Annotated in this window: 7 protein-coding genes; all 7 read left to right on the forward strand. The window is 70.9% G+C overall.

Going from position 1 to position 13,370, the window contains the following annotated elements:
- Positions 1-32: 32 nt before the first annotated feature.
- The 7 genes from malQ (at position 33) to O3S82_RS07735 (ending at position 13,370) form a co-directional block, all read left to right on the forward strand.
- Entirely contained in the window at positions 33-1,976 is a 1,944-nt protein-coding gene (gene malQ / locus O3S82_RS07705; RefSeq protein WP_269306753.1) for a 4-alpha-glucanotransferase, read from the forward strand.
- Between the two features lie 22 nt (positions 1,977-1,998).
- Positions 1,999-4,110, forward strand: a complete 2,112-nt coding sequence (gene glgX, locus O3S82_RS07710; RefSeq protein ID WP_269306755.1) for a glycogen debranching protein GlgX — start codon at positions 1,999-2,001, stop codon at positions 4,108-4,110.
- A complete protein-coding gene (gene treY, locus O3S82_RS07715) occupies positions 4,107-6,389 on the forward strand; it encodes a malto-oligosyltrehalose synthase (protein WP_269306756.1) in 2,283 nt (760 codons plus the stop codon). The genes glgX and treY overlap by 4 nt, the downstream gene beginning before the upstream one ends.
- Positions 6,386-8,056, forward strand: coding sequence for a malto-oligosyltrehalose trehalohydrolase (treZ, locus tag O3S82_RS07720; protein WP_269306758.1), 1,671 nt, complete (start codon positions 6,386-6,388; stop codon positions 8,054-8,056). Before treY ends, treZ begins: the two co-directional genes overlap by 4 nt.
- Before the next feature lie 100 nt (positions 8,057-8,156).
- A complete protein-coding gene (locus O3S82_RS07725; RefSeq protein ID WP_269306761.1) occupies positions 8,157-10,133 on the forward strand; it encodes a maltotransferase domain-containing protein in 1,977 nt (658 codons plus the stop codon).
- A 1-nt stretch (position 10,134) separates the two neighbouring features.
- Entirely contained in the window at positions 10,135-11,970 is a 1,836-nt protein-coding gene (gene treS / locus O3S82_RS07730) for a maltose alpha-D-glucosyltransferase (RefSeq protein ID WP_179424554.1), read from the forward strand.
- Positions 11,967-13,370, forward strand: a complete 1,404-nt coding sequence (locus tag O3S82_RS07735) for a maltokinase N-terminal cap-like domain-containing protein (protein WP_269306763.1) — start codon at positions 11,967-11,969, stop codon at positions 13,368-13,370. The genes treS and O3S82_RS07735 overlap by 4 nt, the downstream gene beginning before the upstream one ends.

The raw sequence follows: 13,370 nt of genomic DNA on the forward strand, positions 1-13,370 counted from the left end.
CGGCGGCCGTCGAAGCCGACCATGCTTGACGGGTGACGACCTCCCGCGCGCTGGCCGACCTGGCGGCCGCGCACCACGTCGCCACGTCGTTCCGTGGCTCCGATCGCCAGATGGTGCAGGTGGACGACGACATCGTCGGGGCGGTCCTGGCCCAGCTCGGCGTCGACGCGAGTGGCCCGGAGGCGATCCGGCGTGAGCTCGAGGCGGTGCGCCAGAGGGAGGCGCGGGCCGCCCTCCCGCCGACGATCGTGATGACCGACGGCGCCACACGCGAGCTGGATGTCCCGGCGACGCTGGTGCTCGAGGACGGCACCTCGTCACGCGTGGAGCGCCTCTCCGACCTGCCGCTGGGGTGGCACCGACTGATGACGGACACCCAGGACGTGACCCTGATCGTCGCGCCGAGCCGGATGCCCGAGGTGCCGCGGACGTGGGGGTGGATGCTGCAGCTGTACTCGCTGAGCAGCGACCGGTCCTGGGGCATGGGGGACTACGGCGACCTCGCCGAGATGGCCCGGCGCGCCGGCACCGAGCAGGGCGCTGGGGTGCTGCTCGTCAACCCGGTCCAGGCGTTCGTGCCCTCGAAGCCGCTGCAGCGGTCGCCCTACTCCCCGTCCAGCCGGCGCTACGCCAACCCGCTCTACCTCCGGGTCACCGAGACGGCGGCGTTCCTCGAAGCGGACGAGACGACCCGGCGGGACGTGCTGGCGCTCAGGCCCGACTCCAGGACGGAGCTGATCGACTACGACGAGGTCTGGACCGCGAAGCTGGACGCTCTCGAGCTGCTCTGGGCGACCCGACCGCCGAACCAGGAGCAGATCGACCCTGACCTGAGGGCGTTCGCCACCTTCTCGGCCCTGGCGGAGCTGCACGGGGCCGACTGGCGCGAGTGGCCGGAGGCACTGCGGGACCCGGCCGGGGACGCCGTGGCCGAGGCGCAGGACTCGCTCGCCGATCGCATCGCCTTCCATGCATGGCTCCAAGGGCTGTGCCGGGAGCAGCTCGACACGGCGCGGGCGGCCGCACACGAGGCGGGCATGGCCGTCGGGATCGTGCACGACCTGCCGGTCGGCGTGGATCCGGGCGGCGCGGACGCCTGGGCGCAGCAGGACGCCTTCGCCTCCGACGTCCGGGTGGGGTGTCCGGCCGACGCCTTCAACCCGCTCGGCCAGGACTGGGGGCTGAATCCATGGCGCCCGGACCGGCTCGCCGCCTCGGGCTACGCGCCCTTCCGCGACGTCATCCGCAGCGTCCTGCGCCACGCCGACGGCATCCGTGTCGATCACATCGCCGGCCTCTGGCGACTGTGGTGGATCCCGCCGGGCGAGCCGGCCCACCGCGGCACCTACGTCCACTACGACGCGGACGTCATGCTGGGCATCCTGGCCCTGGAGGCGTGGAGAGCCGGCGCCATCGTGGTGGGCGAGGATCTCGGGACCGTCGAGGACGTGGTCACCGAGACGATGCACGAGCGCGGGATGCTGAGCTCGGCCGTGCTCTGGTTCGAGCGCGACTGGGAGGCGCCCGGCCAGCCTCACGTGCCGCCGGATCGGTGGGAGCCCGAGACGATGGCCAGCATCAGCACCCACGACCTGCCCACCGCCACCGGCTGGCTCCGGGACGAGCGCGTCCGCGTGCAGGCCGAGCTCGGCCTGCTGGCCGGGTCGGCGGAGGAGGCCTACGCCGAGGCCGCGGCCGATCGTGCAGCCATGCTCGACCTGCTCCGCGCCGAGGGCATCGACGAGGACGATCCCGTCGTCGCGCTCCACGCGGTGATCGCCCGTGCCGCGTCCCGCCTGGTCCTCAGCTCACCGGCCGACGCCGCGGGCCAGGTCCAGCAGCCCAACCTTCCCGGGACGGTCGACGAGTATCCCAACTGGCGGATCCGGCTCCCGATGGGCCTCGAGGAGTTCTTCGCCGACCACCGGGTACGTGCAAGCATTGCCCCCCTACAGGCCTCGCGGCCGTCCGTGTGACTCAACCCATCGAGGAGAACCTGTGCAGCCCTGGCCCGGATCGGCTTACCCGCTCGGCGCGACGTTCGACGGGACCGGCACCAACTTCGCCGTCTTCTCCGAGTCGGCCGAGTTCGTCGAGCTCTGCCTGTTCGACGAGTCCGGCAACGAGACACGCGTCCGCCTCGAGGAGGTCGACGGCTTCGTCCACCACGGGTTCCTGCTCGGGGTGGCCCCGGGACAGCGCTACGGCTTCCGGGTGCACGGCCCGTACGACCCCGAGCGCGGGTTCCGCTGCAACCCCGCCAAGCTGCTGATCGACCCGTACGCCAAGGCGATCTCGGGACCGGTCCAGTGGGACCGATCGCTGTTCGCGTACGACCTGGACGATCCCGAGCAGATGAACGAGGACGACTCGGCGGGACACGTGCCGTACTCGATCGTCATCAACCCCTACTTCGACTGGGCGAACGACCGGCTGCCGCGGACGCCGTACAACGAGTCGCTGATCTACGAGGCCCACGTCAAGGGCCTGACGATGACGCACCCCGACGTCCCGGAGTCCCTGCGTGGCACGTACGCCGGCATCGCGCATCCGTCCATCGTCGAGCACCTGAAGTCGATCGGCGTGACCGCGATCGAGCTGCTGCCCGTGCACCAGTTCCTGAACGACCACTACCTGGTCGAGAAGGGCCTGACGAACTACTGGGGCTACAACACGATCGGCTTCTTCGCGCCGCACGCGGACTACGCCGCCCACCCGGGCCGCCAGGTGGAGGAGTTCAAGGGCATGGTGCGGACGCTGCACCAGGCCGACATCGAGGTCATCCTCGACGTCGTCTACAACCACACGGGGGAGGGCAACCACCTCGGACCGACCCTGTCGATGCGTGGCATCGACAACTGCGCCTACTACCGGCTCGTCGAGGGCGACGAGCAGCACTACATGGACTACACCGGCACCGGGAACTCGCTGAACGTGCGCCACCCGCACACGCTCCAGCTCATCATGGACTCGCTGCGCTACTGGGTCACCGAGATGCACGTGGACGGCTTCCGCTTCGACCTCGCCGCGACCCTCGCCCGCGAGTTCTACGACGTCGACAAGCTCGCGACGTTCTTCGAGCTCGTCCAGCAGGACCCGGTGGTCAGCCAGGTCAAGCTCATCGCCGAGCCTTGGGACGTCGGTCCCGGCGGCTACCAGGTCGGCAACTTCCCGCCGTTGTGGTCGGAGTGGAACGGCCTCTATCGCGACACCGTGCGCGACTTCTGGCGCGGGGAGCCCGCGACGCTGGGCGAGTTCGCCTCCCGCATCGCCGGATCGTCCGACCTCTACCAGGACAACGGCCGGCGGCCGTACGCCTCGATCAACTTCGTCACGGCGCACGACGGGTTCACCCTCAACGACCTCGTGACCTACAACGACAAGCACAACGAGGCGAACGGCGAGGACGGCCGTGACGGTGCCGACGACAACCGGTCGTGGAACTGCGGCGTCGAGGGGCCGACCGACGACGAGGAGGTCCTCGAGCTGCGTCGCCGCCAGCGCCGCAACCTGATGGCGACCCTCCTGCTGTCCCAGGGCGTGCCGATGATCCTGCACGGGGACGAGCTCGGCCGGTCGCAGGGCGGGAACAACAACGTGTACTGCCAGGACAACGAGGTCAGCTGGGTCGACTGGGACTCGCGTGCGGAGGAGCGCGCGCTGCTGGAGTTCACCTCCGCACTGGCGGCCTTCCGCCAGCGTCACCCGATCTTCCGTCGCCGGCGGTTCTTCGAGGGCAAGCCGGTCCGCAAGGCCGACGAGCTGCGGGACATCGAGTGGTTCACCCCCTCCGGAGACGAGATGGAGGAGCAGAACTGGGAGGACGAGCTCGGCAAGTCCATCGCGGTGTTCCTGAACGGTGACGCGATCGCCGACCGCGACGCGCGCGGCATGCGGGTCACCGACGACTCGTTCGTGCTGGCGTTCAACGCCCACAGCGAGCCGGCGGAGTTCACCCTCCCACCCGAGGACTACGGCTCCGGATGGAAGGTCGTCGTGGACAGCTCGACCGGCTCGGTCGAGCAGCCGGGTGCCGAGACGCTCAGCGCCCTCGCCAGCTTCACGGCTCCGCCGCGTTCGCTCGTGGTGCTGCAACGAGTCGGCTCATGACCGCACCGTCGTCGACGTACCGGCTGCAGCTGCGGCCCGGGTTCGGCTTCGACGACGCGCGCGGGCTGGTGGTCCAGCTGGCGACGATGGGCGTGGGAGCGCTGTACCTGTCCCCGGTGCTGGAGGCGACGCCGGGATCGACCCACGGATACGACGTCGTCGACCCCGAGCGACTGCGCGACGAGCTCGGCGGCGAGCGCGCCTTCCGCGACCTCGTGGACGCCGCGCGCGAGGCTGGCCTCGGCGTCGTCGTCGACATCGTGCCGAACCACATGTCGGTCGAGGTGCCCGAGGCGAACCCGTGGTGGCTCAGCGTGCTGCGCGAGGGAGAGGCGTCCCCGTACGCCCACCACTTCGACATCGACTGGTCGCGCGGGCGCATCCTCGTGCCGATCCTCGCGAGTGACGCGGACGTGGCGCAGCTGTCGGTCGAGGGCGACCACCTCACCTACTTCGACCACCGCTTCCCGCTGGCCCCCGGCACCGGCCGCGGCACACCGCAGGAGGTGCACGCCCGCCAGCACTACGAGCTGGTTGACTGGCGCCGCGGCAACGCCGAGCTCACCTACCGCCGGTTCTTCGACATCACGACGCTGGCCGCGGTGACCGTCGAGCGCCCCGAGGTGTTCGAGCAGGCCCATCGGGAGATCCTGCGCTGGGTCGAGCGCGGCGACGTCACGGGACTGCGGGTCGACCACCCCGACGGACTCGCCGACCCCGGCGGATACGTGCGGCGCTTGCGGGAGGCCGCACCCGATGCGTGGATCGTGATCGAGAAGATCCTGCATCCGGGGGAGAGCCTGCCCGCCGGCTGGCCGGTCGACGGCACCACCGGCTACGACGCGATGCGCGAGGTGTTCGGCGTGCTGCTCGACCCCGCGGGAGAGCCCACGTTCACCGCCCTGGCCGACCGGCTCGGCGTGCCCACCGACTACGCGGCGGTCGAGGAGGACGCCCGGCGCATGGTCACGGACAAGATCCTGGTCGCCGAGGTGCGCCGGATCGCCGGGCTGGTCGAGGGGGTCGACGGGGAGGCGGCTCGGGCGGCCGTGGCCGAGACGATGATCGCGTTCGGCGTCTATCGCTCCTACCTCCCCGAGGTCGAGTCCTCGTGGGGCGAGGCGATCGCGAGGGCACGGTTCCGACGTCCCGCCCTCGGCGACGCGCTCACGGCCCTCGATCGTCAGGTCCGTGCCGACCCGGGCGGCGAGCTCGCGACGCGCATCCAGCAGACGTCCGGGATGGTCGTGGCCAAGGGAACGGAGGACACGACCTTCTACCGGTACACCCGCTTCGCCGCGCTCAACGAGGTCGGCGGCTCGCCGGACGTCTGGGGCGTCGGGGTGGAGGAGTTCCACCGGCTCGCCGCCGCACGCGAGGCGTCCCAGCCGACCGCGATGACGGCACTGACGACGCACGACACCAAGCGCTCGGAGGACACCCGGGCGCGCCTGGCCGTGCTCGCCGAGGTGGCCGACGAGTTCGCCGGGAAGGTCGTCGAGTGGACCGACCGCTGCGGCCTCGACGAGCCGGCGCTGAACCTGCTCGCGTGGCAGACGCTCGTCGGCGCCTGGCCGATCAGCGACGAGCGGCTCGCCGACTACCTGCTCAAGGCGGCGCGGGAGTCCAAGCTCCGCACCACGTGGACCGAGCCCGACGAGCCGTTCGAGGACGCTGTGGCGGAGTGGCCGCGCAGGGTCCGTGACGAGATCGGTGGCGAGATCGACGAGTTCGTCGCCCGCATCGAGGCGCCGGGATGGTCCAACTCGCTCAGCCAGAAGCTCGTCCAGCTGACGATGCCCGGCGTCCCCGACGTCTACCAGGGCACCGAGCTGTGGGACTTCTCGCTCGTCGATCCGGACAACCGACGTGAGGTCGACCACGGCCTGCGCCGCGAGCTGCTGGAGCGGGGAGCTCAAGGCGAGCTCCCCGAGGTCGACGCGTCGGGCACGGCCAAGCTGCTGCTGGTCCGACGCACGCTCCGTCTGCGTCGGGACCGGCCCGAGCTCTTTCGCGGCTACCGACCGCTCGCCGCTGACGGTCCTGCGGCCGACCACCTGCTGGCTTACGCACGCAGTGAGGACCTCGTCGTGCTGGCGACCCGACTGCCCGTGGGGCTCGAGCGCGACGGCGGGTGGGGCGAGACCACGCTGGAGCTCCCGGACGGGCCCTGGACCGACGCGCTCACCGGAGCCTCGGTCGACGCCGGGCAGGTGCGCGTGGCGTCCGTGCTCGGCCGCTACCCCATGGCACTCCTCGTCCGGGGTGAGGGCCGATGACGTTCACGGTCTGGAGTCCCGACCTCGAGCGGGTGCGCGTGCGGATCGGCGACGTCGATCACCAGATGCGACGGGCTGACGACGGCTGGTGGACGGCCGACGTCGAGGCGTCCGCCGGGACCGAGTACGCCTTCCTGCTCGGCGACGACGACACCCCGTTGCCCGACCCGCGCTCGACGTGGCAGCCGCACGGCGTGCACGGCGCCTCGCGCGTCTACGACCAGGATGCCTTCGCGTGGTCCGACCACGACTGGGCCGGACGCTCGCTCGAGCGCTCCGTGATCTACGAGCTCCACGTCGGCACCTTCACGCCGGGCCGGACCTTCGACACCGCGATCGAGCGCCTCGACCACCTCGTCGAGCTGGGCGTCGACCTGGTCGAGGTGCTGCCGGTCAACTCGTTCGACGGCACCGCGGGCTGGGGCTACGACGGCGTGCTGTGGAGCGCCGTCCACGAGCCCTACGGAGGACCCGACGGCTTCAAGCGGCTCGTCGACGCCTGCCACGCCCGTGGGCTCGGGGTCGTCCTCGACGTCGTCTACAACCATCTCGGTCCGTCCGGCGCCTACCTCGACCGATTCGGGCCGTATTTCGCCGGTCAGAGCGACTGGGGGCCGGGGCTCAATCTCGACGGGCCGCAGTCCGACGAGGTCCGCCGCTTCGTGGTCGACAACGCGATGATGTGGTTCGAGCAGTTCCACGTCGACGCACTGCGACTCGACGCCGTCCACGCCCTGGTCGACACGCGCGCGATGCCGATCCTGGAGGAGCTGTCGGCCGAGACCGCGCGGATGTCGGCCGTCCTCGGCCGGCCGCTCAGCCTCGTCGCGGAGTCCGACCTGAACGACCCTCGCACGGTGCGCCCGAGGTCGAGCCACGGACTCGGCATGGACGCCCAGTGGTCGGACGACCTGCACCACGCGCTGCACGTGCGACTGACCGGCGAGACCGACGGCTACTACGCCGACTTCGCCGCGCCGGGAGCCCTCGCCAAGACGCTGCGCGGCGCGTTCTTCCACGACGGGACCTGGTCGTCGTTCCGCGGCCGCACGCACGGCAGGCCCGTGGACGTCCACGAGCTCACCGGCACGTCGTTCCTGGCCTACCTCCAGAACCACGACCAGATCGGCAACCGCGCCACGGGGGATCGCATCTCGGCGACGCTCCCACCCGATCTCCAGGCGTGCGGCGCCGCGATCGTGCTGCTCGGGCCCTACACGCCGATGCTCTTCATGGGCGAGGAGTGGGCGGCCTCGACGCCGTGGCAGTTCTTCGCCTCGTTCCCCGATCCCGAGCTGGCCGAGGCGGTGCGCGCGGGCCGGCGCCGCGAGTTCGGGCGGCACGGCTGGGGCGAGTCCGAGGTGCCCGATCCGATGGACCCGGCCACCGTCGAGCGTTCCACCCTCGACTGGGACGAGCTCGCCGATCCCGAGCATGCGCGGATGCTCGACGTGTACCGCTCGCTCATCGCGCTGCGACGGCAGCACCCCGAGCTCTCGGACCCGTCCCTGAGCGACTTCACCGTCGACGTGGCGGACGACGACTCGTGGCTCGTGATGCATCGAGGCCGCTTCCGCGTCGCGTGCCGGTTCGGCGACGTGGCACCCCCCGTGGAGGGCGAGATCGTCCTCGAACACGAGCGGCTCACCGTCACCGCGACGGAGTAGTCCACGGCACACCGCCGGGTCCGCGTGTTGCGGGCAGTCGCGGGGTACACCAACGTTGGTGGGGCGAGCGAAGCCATCTACGCGTGGGGGAGTGCACTGCATGACAGCTCGAATCGGCATCGACGACGTGAAGCCGGTGTCCGGAGACGGCACCTATCCGTCCAAGGCGGTGGTGGGAGAGCACGTGCCGGTCACCGCGACCGTGTGGCGCGAGGGGCACGACGCCGTCGCGGCCGAGGTCGTGTGGCGAGGCCCGGGGGCGCGGCGCGACCGCACGTCCCGCCTGCGCGAGCAGGACCCGGGCACGGACACGTTCGGCGGCGTGATCGTCCCGGACTCCGTCGGGCTCTGGACCTTCCGCGTCGACGCGTGGAGCGACCCGTGGGCCACCGTCGTGCACGCCATCGAGGTGAAGCTGGCGGCGGGGCAGACCGCGGACGAGCTCGCGAATGATCTCGAGGTGGCGGCGCGCCTGCTGGACGAGGTCGCCGCGCGCAAGGAGCGCGCCAAGGACCGGCCGACGCTCGGGGGCGCCGCCACGGCGCTGCGCGACGCGAGCCTCCCGCTCGGCGCACGCACCGGGCCGGCCCTGGCCGACGAGGTCCGCCGGATCATGCACGACCACCCGGTCCGCGAGCTCGTCACGACGGGCCCCGAGCGCACCGTGTGGGTCGACCGCACCCGTGCGGCCTACGGGTCCTGGTACGAGTTCTTCCCCCGCTCGACCGGCGGCGTGGACGCGAAGGGCGTGCCCGTCCACGGCACCTTCGCGACCGCCGCCAAGGAGCTCGACCGGGTCGCCGAGATGGGCTTCGACGTCGTGTACTTCCCGCCGATCCACCCGATCGGCCGCGTCAACCGCAAGGGCCCCAACAACACGCTGACGCCGGGGCCGGACGACCCCGGCTCGCCCTGGGCCATCGGCGCCGCGGAGGGCGGACACGACGCGATCCACCCCGAGCTCGGCACGGAGGAGGACTTCGCCGCCCTCGTGGCGCGAGCGACCGAGCTGGGGCTGGAGGTCGCCCTGGACCTCGCCCTGCAGGTCGCGCCGGACCACCCCTGGGTGGCGGCGCACCCCGAGTTCTTCACGACGCTCCCCGACGGCACGATCGCCTACGCGGAGAACCCGCCGAAGAAGTACCAGGACATCTACCCGCTCAACTTCGACAACGCGCCGGACGCGATCTACGCCGAGATGCTGCGGGTGACGCTGCACTGGGTCGAGCGCGGGGTCCGGATCTTCCGGGTCGACAACCCGCACACCAAGCCGCCGAACTTCTGGGCGTGGCTGATCGACGAGGTCAAGCGCGAGCATCCCGACGTGCTGTTCCTCTCCGAGGCGTTCACGCGTCCGGCCCGCATGTGGGGGCTCGCGCGGCTCGGCTTCACCCAGAGCTACACCTACTTCACGTGGCGGACGACCAAGCAGGAGCTCATCGAGTTCGGCGAGGACCACCGGGACCGGTGGGACGAGGGTCGGCCGAACCTGTTCGTCAACACGCCCGACATCCTCCCCGAGCACCTGCAGGTCGGCGGCCCCGGCATGTTCGCCCTCCGGGCGGCACTGGCGGCGACTCTCTCCCCGACGTGGGGCGTCTACTCCGGCTACGAGCTGTACGAGCACGAGCCGCTCGGACCCGGCAAGGAGGAGTACCTCGACTCGGAGAAGTTCCAGCTGCGCCCCCGCGACTACGCGGCCGCGCTGGCCGAGGGCCGGTCGCTCCAGCCGTGGCTCACGCGGCTCAACGAGATCCGTCGCGCGCGCCCCGCGCTGCAGCAGATGCGCACGCTGCGGTTCCACGAGGTCGACCACGAGGCCCTGATCGCCTACTCGAAGCAGGATCCGGAGTCCGGCGACACCGTCGTGGTCGTCGTCTCGCTCGACCCGCACGAGTCGCGGGAGGCCACGATGTGGCTCGACCTGCCGAGCCTGGGCTTCGAGCCGGGCGAGCACCTGGTCGCCCACGACGAGGTCACCGGCGAGACGTACGACTGGAGCGACTCCAACTACGTGCGACTCGACCCCACGCGCGCCTGCGCCCACATCATCAGCCTGACCAGGAAGGGGGCCTGAGGTGAACGACGAGGTCCACGACGTCACGACAGCCCCGGACGCAGCCCTGGTCGGGCTGGAGGACACCCCGCACACCGGCGAGTCGATCGCCGACGACGGCACCCTCACCGAGCCCCAGGCCGACGAGTTCGCGCACGCCGAGCAGGCGCCCGACGACCCGGAGTGGTTCAAGCGGGCGGTGTTCTACGAGGTCCTCGTGCGAGCGTTCGCCGACTCCAACGGCGACGGCACGGGCGACCTGCGCGGCCTGGCCGGCCGGCTCGACTACCTCCAGTGGCTCGGCGTCGACTGCCTGTGGCTGCCGCCGTTCTACGCCTCACCGCTGCGCGACGGCGGCTACGACATCAGCGACTTCCGCGCGGTGCTGCCCGAGTTCGGCACCGTCGACGACTTCGTCCACCTCCTCGAGGAGGCCCACCAGCGGGGCATCCGGGTCATCACCGACCTGGTCCTCAACCACACCTCGGACGCGCACCCGTGGTTCCAGCAGTCGCGCAACGACCCCGACGGCCCCTACGGCGATTACTACGTCTGGCGGGACGACGACTCGGCGTACAGCGACGCGCGCGTGATCTTCGTCGACACCGAGTCGTCGAACTGGACCTACGATCCGGTGCGCGGACAGTTCTTCTGGCACCGCTTCTTCAGCCACCAGCCCGATCTCAACTTCGAGAACGAGGAGGTGCAGGAGGCCATGCTGGACACCCTGCGCTTCTGGCTCGATCTCGGGATCGACGGCTTCCGGCTGGACGCCGTTCCGTACCTGTTCGAGGAGGAGGGCACCAACTGCGAGAACCTCCCGCGGACGCACGAGTACCTCCGCCGGGTCCGGGCGACGGTCGAGGAGGAGTACCCGGGACGGATCCTGCTCGCCGAGGCCAACCAGTGGCCCGCGGACGTCGTCGAGTACTTCGGCGATCCCGCGGTCGGCGGCGACGAGTGCCACATGGCGTTCCACTTCCCGCTGATGCCGCGCATCTTCATGGCGGTGCGCCGCGAGTCGCGCTTCCCGATCTCGGAGATCCTGGCGCAGACGCCGCAGATCCCGTCCGGCACGCAGTGGGGCATCTTCCTGCGCAACCACGACGAGCTGACCCTCGAGATGGTCACGGACGACGAGCGCGACTACATGTACCGCGAGTACGCATCGGACCCGCGGATGAAGGCCAACATCGGCATCCGGCGCCGGCTGGCGCCGCTGCTGGAGAACGACCGCAACCAGCTCGAGCTGTTCACGGCACTGCTGCTGAGCCTGCCCGGCTCGCCGGTCCTCTACTACGGCGACGAGATCGGCATGGGCGACAACATCTGGCTCGGCGACCGCGACGCGGTGCGGACGCCGATGCAGTGGTCGCCCGACCGCAACGCCGGCTTCTCCCGGTCGGACCCGGGCCGCGTCTACCTGCCGCCGATCATGGACCCCACCTACGGCTACGAGGCGATCAACGTCGAGGCGCAGCAGGGCAACGCCGCGTCGCTGCTCAACTGGACGCGCCAGATGATCGCGGTGCGCAAGGAGCACACGGCGTTCGCGGAGGGCGAGTTCGTCGACCTCGGCGGCTCCAACCCCAGTGTGCTGGCGTACAAGCGCGTGTACGAGCGCGCCGACGGCGGGCTCGACGTGGTCCTGTGCGTCAACAACCTGTCGAGGTTCCCGCAGCCCGTGGAGCTCGACCTCTCCGAGCACCTCGACTGCACGCCGGTCGAGCTCACCGGCAGCGTGCGCTTCCCGCGCATCGGCGAGCTGCCCTACCTGTTGACCCTGCCCGGTCACGGCTTCTACTGGTTCCAGCTGGTGGAGATCGGCGACGAGGGCGAGAGGAGGAGCCAGATATGAGCGGACAGGACGAGCATCCGACCGTCCCGCGTGACGAGCTGGTGGCCCAGCTCGCGGCCGCCCTCCCGGCGTGGCTGCCGACCCAGCGATGGTTCGGCGGCAAGGACCGCGAGATCACCGCGGTGCACCCAGTCTCGTGGACCACCCTGCTCGAGGGCGACCCGTTGCTGCTGCACCTCGTGGTCCGGGTGGAGCAGGACGACCGTCGCGAGCTGTACCAGCTGCTCATCGGCAGTCGCCAGTCCCAGCTGCCGAACGTGCCCGCGCCGGCGTCGATCGGGCTCGAGGACGGTCTCACCTGCTACGAGGCGAGCGGCGATGCCGATCTGACGTCGTGCCTGCTCGACCTCATGGCCGAGGGGGCACAGGTCGAGGCGCTGACGTTCGAGCACGAGTCCGGTGCCGACCTCGCCACCGGCCTGCGCGCCCACCCCATCACGACCGAGCAGAGCAACACGTCCCTGGTCTACGGCAGCCAGTACATCCTCAAGCTCTTCCGCAAGCTGGTCCCCGGTGTGAACAAGGACCTGGTGCTGCATCGCGCCCTGCACGAGATCGGCTCGGAGCAGATCGCCGAGCCGCTGGGGTCGATCAGCGCCGAGGTCGACGGCGAGGAGGTCACGATCGGCATGCTCCAGCGGTTCATGCCCGACGCGGCCGACGGCTGGGTCATGGCGACGACCAGCGTGCGCGACTACCTGACCGATCCGACGGGACTGCCGCCCGAGGAGTCCGGCGGCGACTTCGCCGGCGAGGCCTACCGGCTGGGCAAGGCCGTCGCGACGGTGCACGCCGACCTGGCTCGCGCACTCGGCACCGAGGAGGTCGGTGAGGACAGGCTGCGCAGCGTGCTCGACTCGATGCTCGGCCGGCTCGAGCGGGTGTCCGCGCAGGTGCCGGAGCTGGCGCAGCACGCGGATGCCCTGCGCCCCGTGTTCGAGCGCATCCTGGACGCGCCCGTGCCGATCGCGACCCAGTTCATCCATGGCGACCTGCACCTGGGACAGGTCCTGAGGACGATCCACGGGTGGCTCCTGCTCGACTTCGAGGGTGAGCCCGCGGCCAGCCACGCCGAGCGCGCGGCCCTGGCCTCGCCCCTGCGCGACGTCGCCGGGATGCTGCGGTCGTTCGACTACGCCGCGCAGCAGCTGCTCGTCGGCCAGCCGGAGGACCCCGAGCGGGCCGCGGGCGCGATGGCCTGGGCGCGACGCAACCGCGACGCGTTCTGCGACGGCTACGGCAAGGTGGCCGGCCGGGACCCGCGCGAGAGCGCCGACGTGCTGCGTGCCCTCGAGCTCGACAAGGCGGTCTACGAGGTCGCGTACGAGCACGCCAACCGACCCGAGTGGCTGACCGTGCCGCTGGCATCGATCGCCCGGATCGTGACCGAAGGTGAGTGA

It is taken from the genome of Aeromicrobium sp. HA (genome assembly GCF_027171405.1).
Classification (GTDB): Bacteria; Actinomycetota; Actinomycetes; order Propionibacteriales; family Nocardioidaceae; genus Aeromicrobium; species Aeromicrobium tamlense.